Annotated in this window: 13 protein-coding genes and 2 pseudogenes; 9 read left to right on the top strand and 6 right to left on the bottom strand. The window is 68.8% G+C overall.

All coding sequences use genetic code 11. The features are described 5' to 3' along the window. Positions 1 to 2 precede the first annotated feature (2 nt). From K1X59_RS02190 to K1X59_RS02175, 4 genes are all read right to left on the bottom strand, one after another. Entirely contained in the window at positions 3 to 353 is a 351-nt protein-coding gene (locus K1X59_RS02190) for a PASTA domain-containing protein (RefSeq protein WP_183151688.1), read from the bottom strand. Between the two features lie 157 nt (positions 354 to 510). Continuing rightward, positions 511 to 912, bottom strand: a complete 402-nt coding sequence (locus K1X59_RS02185) for a hypothetical protein (protein WP_210274226.1) — start codon at positions 910 to 912, stop codon at positions 511 to 513. 125 nt (positions 913 to 1037) lie between these two features. Continuing rightward, positions 1038 to 1448 carry a hypothetical protein gene (locus K1X59_RS02180; protein ID WP_220173874.1) on the bottom strand — a complete coding sequence of 137 codons (411 nt, stop codon included), beginning with the start codon at positions 1446 to 1448 and terminating at the stop codon, positions 1038 to 1040. A gap of 98 nt (positions 1449 to 1546) precedes the next feature. Continuing rightward, positions 1547 to 3133 (bottom strand): hypothetical protein, encoded by a 1587-nt coding sequence (locus K1X59_RS02175; RefSeq protein WP_210274225.1) that lies wholly within the window; start codon positions 3131 to 3133, stop codon positions 1547 to 1549. Between the two features lie 661 nt (positions 3134 to 3794). On the opposite strand from K1X59_RS02175, the gene K1X59_RS02170 reads away from it, so the two are divergent. The 6 genes and pseudogenes from K1X59_RS02170 (at position 3795) to K1X59_RS02145 (ending at position 11559) form a co-directional block, all read left to right on the top strand. Further along, positions 3795 to 3884 (top strand): potassium-transporting ATPase subunit F, encoded by a 90-nt coding sequence (locus tag K1X59_RS02170; protein WP_183151684.1) that lies wholly within the window; start codon positions 3795 to 3797, stop codon positions 3882 to 3884. Next, the gene (gene kdpA, locus K1X59_RS02165; protein ID WP_183151683.1) at positions 3884 to 5563 is read left to right on the top strand and encodes a potassium-transporting ATPase subunit KdpA; all 1680 of its coding nucleotides are present in this window, start codon (positions 3884 to 3886) and stop codon (positions 5561 to 5563) included. The genes K1X59_RS02170 and kdpA overlap by 1 nt, the downstream gene beginning before the upstream one ends. 2 nt (positions 5564 to 5565) lie before the next feature. After that, positions 5566 to 7705 (top strand): annotated as a pseudogene (gene kdpB, locus K1X59_RS02160) (potassium-transporting ATPase subunit KdpB). A 36-nt stretch (positions 7706 to 7741) separates the two neighbouring features. Beyond that, positions 7742 to 8344 carry a potassium-transporting ATPase subunit KdpC gene (gene kdpC / locus K1X59_RS02155; RefSeq protein ID WP_183151682.1) on the top strand — a complete coding sequence of 201 codons (603 nt, stop codon included), beginning with the start codon at positions 7742 to 7744 and terminating at the stop codon, positions 8342 to 8344. Then, a pseudogene (locus tag K1X59_RS02150) lies at positions 8341 to 10891 on the top strand (ATP-binding protein). Before kdpC ends, K1X59_RS02150 begins: the two are co-directional and overlap by 4 nt. Continuing rightward, positions 10888 to 11559, top strand: coding sequence for a response regulator (locus K1X59_RS02145; protein WP_183151681.1), 672 nt, complete (start codon positions 10888 to 10890; stop codon positions 11557 to 11559). Before K1X59_RS02150 ends, K1X59_RS02145 begins: the two are co-directional and overlap by 4 nt. A gap of 100 nt (positions 11560 to 11659) precedes the next feature. Here the strand turns inward: K1X59_RS02145 and K1X59_RS02140 are convergent, their stop codons facing one another. Together K1X59_RS02140 and K1X59_RS02135 are read right to left on the bottom strand one after the other, a co-directional pair. After that, positions 11660 to 12370: a tryptophan-rich sensory protein gene (locus tag K1X59_RS02140; RefSeq protein ID WP_258567024.1), complete on the bottom strand. Its 711-nt coding sequence runs from the start codon at positions 12368 to 12370 to the stop codon at positions 11660 to 11662. Between the two features lie 100 nt (positions 12371 to 12470). Then, the gene (locus K1X59_RS02135; protein ID WP_183151679.1) at positions 12471 to 13037 is read right to left on the bottom strand and encodes a TetR/AcrR family transcriptional regulator; all 567 of its coding nucleotides are present in this window, start codon (positions 13035 to 13037) and stop codon (positions 12471 to 12473) included. A gap of 96 nt (positions 13038 to 13133) precedes the next feature. On the opposite strand from K1X59_RS02135, the gene K1X59_RS02130 reads away from it, so the two are divergent. From K1X59_RS02130 to K1X59_RS02120, 3 genes are read left to right on the top strand one after another with little or no spacing between them, the layout of a single operon-like run. Beyond that, complete coding sequence (locus tag K1X59_RS02130) at positions 13134 to 13976, top strand: alpha/beta fold hydrolase (RefSeq protein ID WP_183151678.1); 843 nt, start codon at positions 13134 to 13136, stop codon at positions 13974 to 13976. A 60-nt stretch (positions 13977 to 14036) separates the two neighbouring features. Further along, the gene (locus tag K1X59_RS02125) at positions 14037 to 14687 is read left to right on the top strand and encodes a TetR/AcrR family transcriptional regulator (RefSeq protein WP_220173873.1); all 651 of its coding nucleotides are present in this window, start codon (positions 14037 to 14039) and stop codon (positions 14685 to 14687) included. A gap of 17 nt (positions 14688 to 14704) precedes the next feature. Then, positions 14705 to 15793 carry a zinc-binding dehydrogenase gene (locus tag K1X59_RS02120; protein ID WP_183151676.1) on the top strand — a complete coding sequence of 363 codons (1089 nt, stop codon included), beginning with the start codon at positions 14705 to 14707 and terminating at the stop codon, positions 15791 to 15793. Positions 15794 to 15831 lie beyond the last annotated feature (38 nt).

Below are 15831 nucleotides of genomic sequence, written 5' to 3'. Positions count from 1 at the left end.
TCTTAGAAGTCACCGCCGGGATAGGTGCGCCCCCGCGGGCGCTCGTCGGGATCGTCATCCGCATGGCTTTCGAGCGACGGCAACGGCCCGGATGACTGCGCCGGCACGTCACTCCTGGCTTGACCATCCTCCACAAAAGTGACGCGCAACGGACTTCCGCGCTCGACGATCGCTCCCGCCTGAGGATCTTGGCTCGTCACCCAGAAGAGCCCAGGCCAGGTACGTGCGCGGATACCCGGGCCGTCGAGATCTCCGCTCGACAGAATCAACCCGATTGCGGCTGCGGTTTCGCCGGCGATGTCCACCGGTTGGCCGACCACATCAGGAACAATCACCATCGGGCGTTCAGCCATCTCTGGTTCCTCCGATCAGCTGGGTGAGCAGAGCGTGCGCGGGCTCAACTCATGGCGCGTTGAACTGCGAGCAGGCGGGGGCTGACCCGAGAGGTCAACCCCCAGTGCCCTCATTCAGCAGTGAATGCCACCGCACCACCTCCTGTCCACCCCACGCTCAGAAGTCACCGCCGGGATAGGTACCCTCCGGGAGCGTGAAGCACACCGACCAGGAGTCGATCACGATAGTTCCTTCGTCGCCTTGCCCGAGAAGAACAGCCTCTCCCGTCGTCTTCGACTGCGCCGTCAGCGCGTAATCGCCGAAGATGTCGCTTCGATGCGAAACGGTGAACTCGCCTCTGTGATGCAGCGCATCTGCGATCTGGCCCTCCAACGTTTTCAAGAGCGACTCGATGTCGACGCCGGGGACAAGAGTGAGTGTGGTGATCCCCGTCCATCGATGCCGTGTTTCATCACAACTGAACAGGCCTCCCTTCTCGTTCTGATCGACGCGAACGACATCCTTGTCCGGCACGAGGGCAGCGACCTCCCGTTCCATCGCCTGCGTTGAAGCCTTCACCTCCTCCCAGCTCCGGTCCGGGTTCCGTTCTGGTGGCACTTTCGCTCCAGAGCACCCGCATAGCCCCATCATGATTGCCACCGCCGCTACCGACGCCTGGCCACTACCTCTCGTTCGCCCCATGCTCAGAAGCTCCCGCCGGGATACATACCCTCCGGGAGCGTGAAGCACACCGACCAGGAGTCGATCGAGATCGTTCCCGGTTCATCCTCGCCGAAAAGGTACCCTTCGCCTGTCATCGGTGAGTCCACTGTCGCTACGTACTCGTCTGTGATTCCGCGATAATTCGCCACCTCGAATTCGTCGGAGAACAGATCCGCTACGCGCGCTTCTACTTTTCTCGTGGTCGCCTCGGCGTCAGCCCCCGGGACCAGCGTCACGTACGTGATCCCGGTCCACCGGTGCCGTCTGTCGTCGCAACTGAACAACGTCCCGGTCTCGTGCTGGTCTACAGCGACGACGTCCCCAGCCGGTATGAGTGCGACGATCTCCAACGTCTTCGCTTGCGCTGCTGCCTTCGCATCCTGCCAGGTCACACTCGACTCCTTGTCATGCGTTCGCGCTTCCGGTTGCGCGCACGCGGTTAACGCCACCAGAACTCCAGCCAGGCCCACGATCGGGACCCGGAACTTCTTCATTTCTTCACCAGCCTTTGCATATCGCGTAGGGCGCGTCTGTTGTCGGGATCATCGGTCGCGATCAGGCTGTGGTTCTCCGTCAACACCCGTATGTACTCGGGCGAGACATTGACCGTCGGGCCAACAAGGCTGCTCGCCTCCTCCTGATCGAGCACCGCGTCGTCCGGGCCGAGGTAGTAGCCGCCGTGCTCGAAAGCCGGGTGAGAGCGCGGGTTGTTGCCGTCCCAGACGAGTCCCATGTGCTGTCCCTCCTGAAGAAGATCTCGATAGGAGAGGTCGGCGTACGCTGTGTCGGGATCCGGGGACCACTCCGGCGGCATCCCGGCTCCGGAGAGCGAGATCACCTTGTCGAACTCGGCACCGGCGACCTCCGCGCTCGTCACGTTCGCAAGCCCCCAGCTGTGCCCCAACGCATCCTGCTCCGCTGCACCGGTCGCCGGATCTGCCCGCATCCCCGCCTCGAACCGCGCCAACTGCCGCCCCGCCTCGACGGCACGATCATGGTCGTTCGCCTCCCCGATCCGCATCGGGTTCACTCCACCCGCCTCGGAGTCCTCGCCAGGGAACTCACCGTCCTTGTACACGAACGCGAGGGTTCCAGGCACTTTGTCGACCAGTGATGTCGCGACCTGCTGCACGTCGCCGCTGTAGAAGCTCGCGAGGCTCGTGAACGTACCGGGCACATACGTGAGCACGTGCGTCGGCGCGACGCGGAGATCCCCGACGACCTCGACGATGCGCGAGAAGTCGCGGTCGTACAGATACAGCTGCACCCCGCCGTGCTCCACCTTCCGGAGGTAGGCGATCTCCTTCGCGAGAAACGCCGCTCGCTCCGATCCGTCCGGTTCACGCTCGCGCTCCGTCAGGGCCTCCTCGATCCACGCGGCAGCGCTCCGCTGATTCGCATGCACCCGCACAGCCGCGGGGAGGCCATCCAGAGCACCCAAGGCCGCAGGGTCCGCATCGATGAGTTCCTCCTGCAACTCGGGGTGCAGGAGCCACAGGGCGAGAACCTCCTGCGGCGAATCCGCCGCGAGCAGATCCTGCAGGAGGTCCCGCGACTCGTGCGAGAGGTTCACGCCCGCGCTCTCCCCGAGCGCGCGCACCGCTGTGTCGTAGGCCTCGTCCCAGGCTCCGAAATGGAACTCGTAGCGGGTCCAGAGGTCGTCGAGCTCCTCCTCCGCCCTTCGGCGATCCCTGATCAGGTCGGTCGCCAGCTCCTCCGCCGCCTGCGCGACGACCGGATCGTCGCCCTCTGCGGCAGCCAGAGCACCCCGACCCGCCTCATCCGACGCCGCGTTCAGTGTCAGCCACGCCGCGTGCGCCGACTCGATCTGCTCGATCAGGTCGTTCGCCCTGTGCGCGTGCTCGTCATAGGCCCTCGCATACCTCGACAGGGCCGCCGAGAGCCTCTGAGCGACCGCTACGTGCGGGCCGATCGTCGACAGGATCTCCCGCGCGTCGGTGCGCGCGGCGGTGACCGCCCTGCCCCGCCCCGGCAGAGCTGCGGCGCGTCCTGACGCGCCGCGCAGCGTGCGAAGGTGCGCTGCCACGATCTCGACCTGATCGACCGATCGGGACATCGTACCGACGTCCCCGGCGATCCGCTCCAGGGGGTATCCCCGCCGTGGCGACGACAGGTTCACGGCGCGCCCTCCCCGTCAGCTCCTCATCGAGGTCGGAGTAGGTCGCCGCGATCGCGAAGAGCGAGGCGGCGAGCGTCGATCCGGCATCGCCATGCGTGGCGGCGGCGTCGTGCAGCTCGACCATCCGGGAGTGCACCTCGACCTGCAGCCCATGGCGGCCGACCGGTGCCTCCACCCCGAAGTCACCCCCGCCGATGCGAGACATATCGAACAGGAGTCCCCTCGACGCGTCTTCGCACTCGCGAGCGGCCTCGTCCAGATCGCCGTAGAACAACTCCACCGTCGTCACGCAGGCAACCTCCTTCGCATGGTCGTCATATGACGACATAATAATCACATCCGTAGACATGAAGAACCACCAGCGTCGGTCCGCTCTGAGCGCGATCTCCGATCCGTGCCGCGACCGACGTCCGGAAAACCGCGGCTGCTGTGAGCAACGCGCATGCATCGGCGCCGGGGGCGTAGGGGAAGCGTGAGGATCGCCGTTCGCACGCTGCCGCGGGAGTTGTATCGGATCCGTGCTCGACATCATCTACATCGCGCTGACTCTCGCGCTGTTCGCCCTCGTATCCCTGGTCGCCAAGGCGGTGGACCGCGCATGATCGTCTTCGAGATCCTCGCGGCCGTGCTCGGCGTCGCCGCCATCGTCTACCTCGTGGTGGCACTCGTCGCCCCGGAGCGGTTCTGATGGACGCGACGATCTGGTTCGGCATCCTGCAGGTCACGGCCGTCGTGGTCGTGCTCGTGCTCCTCTACCGCCCGCTCGGCGACTACATCGCGCACGTCTACACCTCGGCGCGCGACCTGCGAGCGGAGCGCGGCATCTACCGGATGATCGGGGTCGACTCGTCGTCCGAGCAGACCTGGCGCGCGTATGCCCGCAGCGTGCTGGTGTTCTCGGTGGTCGGAGTGCTCCTCGTCTACGGGCTGCAGCGCCTCCAGGCGTTCCTGCCGCAGTCGCTCGGACTCCCCGCGGTGCCGGAGGGGCTCGCCTTCAACACGGCAGCCTCGTTCGTGGCGAACACGAATTGGCAGTCGTATTCGCCGGAGCAGACGATGGGCTACACCGTGCAGCTCGCGGGCCTCACGGTGCAGAACTTCGTGTCGGCAGCCGTCGGCCTCGCGATCGCGATCGCACTGATCCGCGGCCTCGCCCGCCGAGGCTCGACGACCATCGGCAACTTCTGGGTCGACCTGATCCGCGGCCTCGGGCGCATCCTGCTTCCGATCGCCCTGATCGGCGCGGTCGCGCTGCTCGCGGGCGGCGTCATCCAGAACTTCGCCGGGTTCACCGATGTCACCACGGTGTCCGGCGCGCCCCAGAGCATCCCGGGTGGGCCTGTCGCCTCGCAGGAGGCGATCAAGCTGCTCGGCACGAACGGCGGCGGGTTCTTCAACGCCAACTCCGCGCACCCGTTCGAGAACCCGACCGGATTCACGAACCTGCTCGAGGTGCTGCTGATCCTCGTGATCCCGTTCTCCCTCCCGCGCACGTTCGGCCGCATGGTCGGCGACCACCGTCAGGGCTACGCGATCGCGGCCGTCATGGGCGCGATCTTCCTCGTGTCGACCTTCGCCCTCTCGGCGCTCGAACTCGCCGGGCGCGGCAGCGCACCCGAGCTCGCCGGGGGCGCGATGGAAGGCAAGGAGGTGCGCTTCGGCATCCTCGGGTCCACCCTGTTCGGCAGCGCGAGCACGCTCACCTCCACCGGCGCGGTCAACTCGATGCACGACTCGTACACAGCACTCGGCGGCATGATGCCGATGCTGAACATGATGCTCGGCGAGGTCGCCCCCGGTGGCGTCGGCTCCGGCCTCTACGGCATGCTCGTGCTCGCGATCATCGCGGTGTTCGTGGGCGGACTGCTCGTCGGGCGCACGCCGGAGTACCTCGGCAAGCGGATCGGACCGCGGGAGATCACCCTCGCGAGCCTCTACATCCTCGTGGTGCCCGCGCTCGTCCTCGGCGGCACCGCCCTGAGCTTCGCGATTCCCGGCATCCGGGAAGACGTGGAGTCGACCAGCATCCTCAACCCCGGCGTGCACGGCATGAGCGAGGTGCTCTACGCCTTCACCTCGGCCGCGAACAACAACGGTTCCGCCTTCGCCGGACTCACCGCGAACACCCCGTGGTTCAACACCGCGCTCGGCATCGCGATGCTGCTGGGGCGCTTCCTGCCGATCGTGCTCGTGCTCGCCCTCGCGGGTTCGTTCGCCGCGCAGGAGCGGGTGCCCGCCACCTCGGGAACCCTGCCGACGCATCGCCCGCAGTTCGTCGGGCTGCTCCTCACCGTGACGGTCGTCGTGACCGCTCTCACCTACTTCCCCGTGCTCGCACTGGGACCCCTCGCCGAAGGACTCGTCTGACCATGACTCTCACCACCACCCCCTCCGAACGGCAGGATGCTCCGGCACCGGCCGCCGTGCAGCCGTCGCGCTCCTTCGGCTGGACGCAGCTCCTGCAGGCTCTCCCCGGCGCGCTCCGCAAGCTCAACCCCGCAGCGCTCGTCCGCAACCCGGTCATGCTCCTGGTGTGGGTCGGCGCCGCGTTCACCACCGTGCTCGCGATCGCCGAGCCCTTCCTCGGCGGCCCCGCCGACTCCGGCGGCACCCCGGTGCCGGCACCGTTCACGGTGGGCATCGCCGTGTGGCTCTGGCTCACGGTGCTGTTCGCGAACGTGGCCGAGTCGGTCGCCGAGGGACGCGGCAAGGCCCAGGCGGCGAGCCTGCGCAAGACCCGCACGAGCACCATGGCCCGCCGCGTCGTCGGCTACGACCCCTCGTCGGATGCCGCCGCAGAGCACGCCGCGACCGCGCAGGTGTCGTCGGCCGAGCTGCAGCGCGACGATGTCGTGCTCGTCACCGCGGGCGAGCTGATCCCCGGCGACGGCGACATCATCGCCGGGATCGCGACCGTCGACGAGTCGGCGATCACGGGCGAGAGCGCTCCGGTGATCCGCGAGTCGGGCGGCGACCGCAGCGCCGTGACCGGCGGCACCCGCGTGCTGTCTGACCGCATCGTGGTGCGCATCACCTCGAAGCCGGGCGAGACCTTCGTCGACCGGATGATCGCCCTGGTCGAAGGTGCGAGCCGCCAGCGCACCCCCAACGAGATCGCCCTGAACATCCTGCTCGCCAGCCTGTCGATCATCTTCCTGGTGGTGGTGCTCGCCCTCAACCCGATCGCGTCGTACGCCGCGTCGCCGGTCAGCATCCCGGTGCTCATCGCCCTGCTCGTGTGCCTGATCCCGACCACCATCGGCGCCCTCCTCTCGGCGATCGGCATCGCGGGGATGGACCGGCTCGTGCAGCGCAACGTGCTGGCGATGTCGGGGCGCGCGGTCGAGGCGGCGGGAGACGTCACCACGCTGCTCCTCGACAAGACGGGCACCATCACGCACGGCAACCGCCGCGCGCACGAGGTGCTGCCCCTCTCGGGCGTCGACGAGGAAGAGCTGCTCCGGGTCGCTGCCCTGTCGTCGCTCGCCGATCCCACGCCAGAGGGCGCCTCGATCGTCGAACTCGCCGAGGCGCGCGGCATCCGGGTGACGGCACCCGCCGACGCCGTGGTCGTCCCCTTCACGGCGCAGACCCGCATGTCGGGGCTCGACCTGGCCGACGGCACGCAGATCCGCAAGGGTGCAGGCTCGGCGGTGCGGGCGTGGCTCGGACTCGACAGCGACGACGAGCTCACCGCCTCGACCGACGGTGTCGCAGCGAGCGGCGGACACCCCTCGTCGTCGCAGTGCGCGCATCCGCTGTCGATGCCACGCGGATCCTCGGCGTCGTGCACCTCAAGGACATCGTGAAGGACGGACTGCGCGAGCGGTTCGACGAGCTGCGCAGCATGGGCATCCGCACGGTCATGATCACGGGCGACAACCCCTGACCGCAAAGGCCATCGCCGCGGAGGCCGGCGTCGACGACTTCCTCGCCGAAGCCACACCGGAGGACAAGCTCGAGCTCATCCGCCGCGAACAGCAGGGCGGCCGCCTGGTCGCGATGACCGGCGACGGCACGAACGACGCCCCCGCGCTCGCTCAGGCGGACGTCGGTGTCGCGATGAACACCGGCACCTCGGCGGCGAAGGAGGCCGGCAACATGGTCGACCTCGACTCGGACCCGACCAAGCTGATCGACATCGTGCGCATCGGCAAGCAGCTGCTCATCACGCGCGGAGCGCTCACCACGTTCTCGCTCGCGAACGACATCGCGAAGTACTTCGCCATCATCCCGGCGATGTTCATGGGGGTCTTCCCCGGCCTCGCGGCCCTCAACATCATGCAGCTGCACTCTCCGGCCTCCGCCGTCACCAGCGCGATCATCTTCAACGCGATCGTGATCGTGTTCCTGATCCCCCTGGCCCTGCGCGGGGTGAAGTACCGTCCGGCGAGCGCCTCCCAGATCCTGCAGCGCAACCTGCTGGTCTACGGCCTCGGCGGCATCATCGCGCCGTTCCTCGGCATCAAGCTCATCGACCTCGTGGTCAGCCTCATCCCCGGCTTCTGACCCGGCTCCGACCACGCACCTCAGGAAAGGCACCTCATGTCCTCCACCCGCACCGCCCTCCGCACCACCGGGGTCGCCGTCCGCGCGATGATCGTCCTCACCCTCGTGCTCGGGGTCGGTTACACGCTCCTGGTCACCGGGATCGGCCAGGTGCTGCTCCCGGGGCAGGCGAACGGCTCGCTGCTCCCCGACGACAAGGGCAGCGCGCTCATCGGCCAGTCCTTCACGGATGCCGATGGCGAGGCCCTGCCGCAGTACTTCCAGTCGCGCCCATCGGCGGCCGGCGACGGCTACGACGGAACCTCGTCCGGCGGCAGCAACCTCGGGCCGGAGAACCCCGACCTGGTTGCCGCCATCGAGGAGCGCAAGGCGGCGATCGCGGAGCGCGAAGGCGTCGACCCGTCGCAGGTGCCGGCCGATGCGGTGACGGCTTCCGGCTCGGGGCTCGACCCGCACATCGGCGTCGAGTACGCGCTGCTGCAGGTCCCGCGCGTCGCCGAGTCCCGCGGGCTCCCGACGCAGGAGGTGCGGGAGCTCGTGGAGTCTAGGATTCAAGGGCGGGATCTGGGATTCCTCGGTGCGGAGCGCCTCAACGTGGCCGAACTCAATCTCGCGCTCGACGACCGGGAGGGCGAATGACCGGAGAACCGCTCCGTCGAACCCCTGCGCGCCGCGGTCGGCTCCGGGTGCTGCTCGGGGCCGCGCCTGGCGTCGGCAAGACGTACGAGATGCTCGCGGAGGGGCGGCGCATGCTCGACGAGGGCCACGACGTGGTGATCGCGATCGTCGAGACCCATGAGCGCGCGGCGACCAGGGCCCAGACCATCGGCATCCCCGAGGTGCCGCGCCGCGTCGATCTCCACCGCGGGATCACCCTGACCGAGCTCGACATCGACGCCGTGCTCGACCGTGCGCCCGAGATCGCCCTCGTCGACGAGCTCGCGCACACGAACGCCCCCGGCTCGCGCAACGCGAAGCGCTGGCAGGACGTCGACGAGCTGCTCGACGCCGGCATCGACGTGGTCACGACGGTCAATGTGCAGCACATCGAGTCGCTGAACGCGGTGGTGGAGAAGATCACGGGCGTCGCGCAGCAGGAGACGATCCCGGATGCCGTCGTCCGGGCTGCCGACGAGATCGAAGTCGTCGACCTGGCCCCGCAGACGCTGCGGGACCGGCTGTCCGCGGGACTCGTGTACCCGGCGGAGCGCATCGACGCCGCGCTGTCGAACTACTTCCGCCTCGGCAACCTCACCGCCCTGCGCGAGCTCGCCCTCCTGTGGCTCGCCGACGAGGTCGACAGCGCGCTGCGCAGCTACCGCGCCGAGCAGGGCATCGAGGGTGCGTGGCAGGCCAGGGAGCGCGTGGTCGTCGCCCTGACCGGCGGCCCTGAGGGGGAGACGCTGATCCGTCGCGGCGCTCGGATCGCCGCCCGTTCGGCCGGCGGCGAGCTGCTCGCGGTGCACATCACGGCGCAGGACGGCCTGCGCGACGAGACACCCGGAGCCCTCGCAGCGCAGCGCACGCTCGTGGAGTCGCTCGGCGGCTCGTACCATCAGGTCGTCGGGGACGACATCCCCGGCACGCTCGTCGAGTTCGCCCAGGGCGCCGATGCCACGCAGCTCGTGATCGGCGTCAGCAGGCGCGGTCGTCTCACGGCCGCGCTCACCGGTCCGGGCATCGGGTCGGAGGTCATCCGGCGCTCCGGCGACATCGACGTGCACATCGTCACGCATGCGGCGGCGGGCGGACGCATCGCCCTGCCGCGCATCACGGGTGGGGCTCTCGGCTGGCGGCGACAGGCTCTCGGCTTCGGGTGGCCCTGGCGATCGGTCCCCTGCTCTCGTGGATCATGTTCACGTTCCGCAGCCCCGAGTCGATCACGGCCGAGGTGCTCGCGTATCAGCTGCTCGTGGTCGTCGTCGCCCTCATCGGCGGCATCCGTCCGGCGGTGTTCGCCGCTGTGCTCTCGGGCGTCACGCTCGACTTCCTGTTCGTCGCACCGCTGTTCACCATCACGATCGCGCATCCGCTGCACGTGCTCGCCCTCGCGCTCTACGTCGTGATCGCGATCCTCGTGAGCCTGATCGTCGACCAGGCGGCTCGACGCGCCCGCACGGCGCAACGTGCCGCCGCGGAAGCCGAGCTGCTCGCCGCCGTCGCCGGCAACGTGCTGCGCGGCGACAACGCCGTGCTGGCCCTCGTCAGTCGCACCCGCGAGGCGTTCGGACTGAGCGGAGTGCGTCTGCTCTCGCCCGACGGTGACGTGCTCGCGAGCGATGGGGAGCCCGTGGCCGACGGGCGCGCGACGACGATCCCGGTCGGCATCCGGCCCGGCGGCGGCCCCCGCGCGGTGCTCGAACTCAATGGCGACCCGCTGGCCGGACCCGAGCGGCGTCTGCTCGACGCGATCGTGGCGCAGTTGTCGGCCGCGATCGAGCACACCGACCTCCGGGCGACCGCGCGTGAGGCCGAGTCCCTCGCCGAGACCGACCAGGTGCGAAGCGCACTGCTCTCCGCCGTCAGCCACGACCTCCGTCGCCCGCTCGCATCGGCTGTCGCGGCGATCGGCGGTCTCCGCGGCGCGCACCGGCTGTCGGCCGCCGACCGCGACGAGCTGCTGGCCACCGCCGACGAAAGCCTCGCGACGCTGTCGACGCTCGTGACCGATCTGCTCGATGTGAGCCGCGTGCAGGCGGGCGTGCTCGCCGTCTCGGCCTCCCGGATGGATGCCGCAGGCACGGTGCTCGCTGCCGTCGACGAACTGGGCCTCGGACCGGCCGATGTCGAGCTCGCGCTCGACCCCGACCTGCCTCCCGTGTTCGCCGACCCCGTGCTGCTCCAGCGCGTGATCGTCAATGTGCTCGCGAACGCCCACCGCCATGCCCCGGACGGCACCAGAGTCATCGTCTCGACGAGTGCGCTCCTCGATCGCGCCGAGATCCGCATCATCGACCGGGGGACGGCGTCTCCCCGGAGCGACGCGACCGCATCTTCCAGCCGTTCCAGCGCTTCGGCGACACCGACAACACGACCGGCCTCGGTCTCGGGCTCGCCCTGTCGCGCGGGTTCACCGAGGGCATGGGCGGTACCCTGACACCCGAGGACACCCCCGGCGGGGGCCTCACCATGGTCATCTCCCTGCCTCTGGCCGCAGGACCCCGCGACACGGAAGGCTCGGAGTGAAGCTCCTCATCGCCGACGACGACCCGCAGATGGTGCGAGCGTTGAGGATCACGCTCTCCGCGCATGGCTACGACGTGGTCGTCGCACCGGATGGCGCGGCCGCGATCGCGGCTGCCGCGCAGACCCACCCCGACCTCATCATGCTCGATCTGGGGATGCCCCGGCTCGACGGCATCGAGGTCATCCAGGCTCTGCGCGGCTGGACGAACGTGCCGATCATCGTGGTGTCGGGTCGCACCGGGTCGGCCGACAAGGTGGAGGCGCTCGATGCGGGCGCGGACGACTTCGTGACCAAGCCGTTCCAGGTCGATGAACTCCTCGCCCGCCTGCGGGCTCTGTCGCGGCGTTCGGCCCCGGTGGGTGGCGAGTCGACCGTGTCGTTCGGCGATGTCGTGGTTGACCTCGTCACCAAGACCGTGACCAGGGCGGGCGCACGCGTGCACCTGACCCCGACGGAGTGGCGGATGCTGGAGCACCTGTCCCGGCACCCCGGAGCCCTCGTCACCCGACAGGATCTGCTCAAGGAGATCTGGGGCAGCGAGCAGGTCTCCGATTCCGGCTACCTGCGGCTGTACATGTCGCAGCTGCGGAAGAAGCTCGAACACGAGCCCGGTGCCCCGGTGCATCTGCTCACCGAGGCGGGGATGGGCTACCGCCTGGTGCTCTAGCGTCCGAGCGGCGCCGTGCGTGCTGCGGGGGCTTCGCGCCGACGACGGAGCACGGCGACGATTCCCACGACGACGAGCAGGACGGCGACGATGATCGCCGTCACCGCGGTCGGCGTGCTCTCGGGCTCCCCGTGAGCCGCCCGACCGCGAGCCAGCTCAGACCCCACGCGGTCGCGAGGGCCGGGGCGATGCGTCTTGTGAACCAGGCCGCTGCCGCGCCGATCACGAGCACCACGACCAGGACGGCCACGGCCCACGCGTCGGCCGCCTCGGCCCAGTCCTCTGGCGCGATCTGCGTGAGCCACGCGGCGGTGTTGGCCACGGTCGCGATCGTCACCCAGCCGAAATGCAGGCCGTTGGCACCGTCGGTGAGCACACGGTCGGCGAGGTTGCGGGCGGGGAATCGGCCGAGGATCACGATGATCCGCGCGAGCACCGCCAGGAGCGCCGCGATCACGAGCACCGTCAGCCACAGGGTCAGATACCGCGCCGTGACCAGCCACAGTCCGTTGAGCACCATGGAGGCGGCGATCCATCCGCCCACCGCCTGCTGGCGATCGTCCTGCCGCTGTGCGGGAAGCGCCTGCCACACGGTGTACGCGATCAGCCCGAGGTAGATCAGCGACCAGATCGAGAACGCCGGCCCTGCCGGTGCCAGGTACGAGCCCTGAGCCGAGAGCGCGCCATCCTGCAGGTCGTCGACGGATGCTCCGCCGAAGGCGCCCGCGCCCACCGCTGCCGCGATCAGCATGAACGACGCCGCGGCGATGGTCAGCGACTGGCGGACGATGCCTCTGGTGCGTGATTCCATGCCCCGACCGTAGGCATCCTCACCCTCGGACGCACCCGCCTTGACAGCGCTCCACGATTTCGCTAACCAGGTTAGCCACTCTTCACGGGCTGACCCGGCATCAGGTGCGGGCGAACGCCGCGTCGATCAGGACCTCGGCGGCTTGGCGCGCCTGCACGGCGACCGCAGGATCGGCCGAGATCGCCGCGGTGCTCTGGGCGCCCTCCGCAAGGATGGAGAGCTGGGCCGCGAGCGCCGCCGGGGCCCCGGTCGCGGCGACGAGTCCTGCCATGTACTCCTGGAACGACGCCTTGTGCGCGCGGACGATCCCGGCGACCTCGGGGTTCGTGCCGCCGAGTTCACCGAACGCGTTGATGAAGGCGCAGCCCCGGAAGTCGTCGGCGCAGAACCAGTCCTCGAGGTAGCCGTAGACGGCGAGCAGACGCGTCCGCGGGTCGTCGCCCGCATCGGTCACCGCTCCTGCGAGCCCGGACTCCCATTCGACGTGCTTGCGCGCGAGGACGGCGGCGACGATGTCGGACTTGGCCGGGAACAGTGCGTACAGACGGCGCAACGACACGCCGGCCGCCGAGCGCAGCTCGTCCATGCCCACGGCCGCGTACCCCTTGCGGTAGTAGAGCTCCTCCGCGGCGGAGAGGATGCGCTCGCGTGCCTCGTCTTCGGTCATACCCAGAAGTTTACTTGACATGAGAACGCACGTTCTCTATGTTGGTCATATCGAGCGAGAACGATCGTTCTCACCGGAACCGAAAGGACCATGATCATGGGTTACATCACCGTCGGAAACGAGAACAGCACCCCGATCGAGCTCTACTACGAAGACCAGGGAGCCGGCCAGCCCGTCGTCCTGATCCACGGCTATCCGCTCGACGGTCACAGCTGGGAGCGTCAGACCCGCGAGCTCCTCGCCCAGGGCTACCGCGTCATCACGTACGACCGCCGCGGTTTCGGGCAGTCGTCCAAGGTCGCCTCCGGCTACGACTACGACACGTTCGCGGCCGACCTGAACACCGTGCTCGAGACCCTCGACCTGCGCGACGTCGTGCTGGTCGGCTTCTCGATGGGCACCGGGGAACTGGCCCGCTACGTCGCCCGCTACGGACACGACCGCGTGGCCAAGCTCGCCTTCCTCGCCTCGCTCGAGCCCTTCCTCGTGCAGCGCGACGACAACCCCGAGGGCGTGCCGCAGGAGGTCTTCGACGGGATCGAGGCCGCCGCGAAGGGCGACCGCTTCGCGTGGTTCACCGACTTCTACAAGAACTTCTACAACCTCGACGAGACCCTGGGCTCGCGCATCAGCGAAGAGGCCGTGAGGGGCAGTTGGAACGTCGCGGTCGGCAGCGCTCCGGTCGCCGCCTACGCCGTGGTCCCTTCCTGGATCGAGGACTTCCGCGGCGATGTCGAGGCCGTCCGCACCGCCGGCAAGCCCACCCTGATCCTGCACGGCACGAAGGACAACATCCTGCCGATCGACGCCACCGCGCGCCGCTTCCACCAGGCCGTCCCCGACGCCGAGTACGTCGAGGTCGAGGGCGCCCCGCACGGGCTGCTGTGGACCCACGCCGACGAGGTCAACGCGGCACTGAAGTCCTTCCTCGCGAAGTGACCCCTCCGGGCATACGCCCGTTTCTAGACACATGTCCAGAAACGGGCGTATGCTCGTTCCATGCCTCGCGATGCAGCGACGGCGGACATCTCCGCCATCCGTGACACGATCCGGTCCTCCTCCGACCCCCGCGTGCTCGCGACCCGTTCCCGCCTGTACGAGGCCGTCCGCGCGCTGGCGGACTCCGGCGCGGAGATCACCGTCCGCAGCGTCACCGTCTCCGCAGGAGTCAGCCGGGCCACGTTCTACACGCACTTCTCGGGCGTGGAGGATCTCGCCCTCCACCTGCAGGAGCAGGCGTTCCATGACATCGCGGGCTCGGCCCGCAGCACCGACTCCGTGACCTCGTTCGACGAGACCGCGATGGCACGGTCGCAGCGCGCGCTCATCGCGCACTACGCCGCCTACCGTTCGCTGTATGCCGGCGCCTTCGCCGTCGCGACGCCCCGGGGAGCCGAATCCCGCGTCGCCGCCTTGATGCGGACCGAGATCCTGGCGCATATCCGTGACATCGCCCCTCCGCCTCCCGGCGTGGACCCGGAGATCGCGGCGACGTACATCGCACACGCCGCGACCGGCCTCATCGCCTCGTGGGTGCTGGGCGAGACCGAAGCGACGGAGGACGAGCTCGCGCAGCATCTGACGCAGCTCATGCCCCGCTGGATGCACACCGGCATCCCGTCGTCCGCCGGAGATCCCGACGGGCTCTGAAGAAAGAAGAATCAGGAATGAAGGCAACACTCGTCCGCGAGATCGGCGCGGGATTCGTCAGCGCAGACATCGACATCGCCGAGCCGATCGGCCGCGAGGTCCTGGTCGATGTCAAGGCTTCCGGCCTCTGTCACACCGACCTCACGATGTCGCGGTTCGAAATGGGCAACCCGCTGCCCGGCGTCTTCGGGCACGAACTGGCCGGGATCGTCACGCAGGTGGGCCCTGACGTCACCGACATCGCCGTGGGCGACCATGTCGTGGGATGCCTCGTGCAGTATTGCGGGGCGTGCGAGAAGTGTCTCTCGGGCAAGGTGTTCCAGTGCCTGCACCCGGAGAAGACGCTCCGCGCAGAAGGCAGCGCTCCCCGTCTCAGCGAGAACGGCGCACCGGTGGGCCAGGCGTTCGGCCTCGGGGGCTTCGCCCAGCAGGCTCTGGTCCACGAGAACCAGCTCGTGAAGGTGCCGGACGAGGTGCCTTTCGCGCAGGCGGCGCTCCTCGGCTGCGGCGTCGTCACCGGTGCCGGCTCCGTCCTGAACACCGCGAACGTGCAGGCTGGGGACTCCATCGTCGTGATCGGCGCCGGCGGCGTGGGGCTGAATGCGATCAACGGCGCCCTGATCGCGGGGGCGACCACGATCATCGCGATCGACATCGCCGACGACAAGCTCGCCAAGGCGCGCGAGTTCGGGGCAACGCACGTCGTGAACTCGAAGAGCAGCGACCCCGTCGCGGCCGTCCACGAGATCACGGGCAACGGCGCGGACGCCGTGTTCGACTTCGTCGGCACCAAGACGGTCGCGGAGCAGGGCCTCGAGATGGCAGCGCCCGGCGGCGGGCTCTACCTGATCGGGGTGATCGACCCGACGTCCCACATCGACGTGCACCAGGTGGGACTGATCGGATCGCAGAAGCGCATCCAGGGCGTGTACATGGGCTCGACCACCGCCAAGCACGACATCCCCATGTACGCGAAGCTCTACCTCGAGGGCCGCTTCGAGCTCGACTCGCTGCTGTCGAAGGAGATCGCGCTCGACGAGGTGAACGAGGGGTACGAGTCGCTCAAGGACCCGAACATCACCCGCGTGGTCATCACCTCGCTCTGAGCTCGGCGTTCCCCGAGCAGGTGCCTCCACGGCATCCG

The sequence above is a fragment of the Microbacterium sp. Se5.02b genome (assembly GCF_019464375.1).
GTDB lineage: Bacteria > Actinomycetota > Actinomycetes > Actinomycetales > Microbacteriaceae > Microbacterium.
The sequence above is the reverse complement of the archived record's forward strand: the minus strand, read 5'-3'. Positions and strand labels throughout refer to the sequence as shown.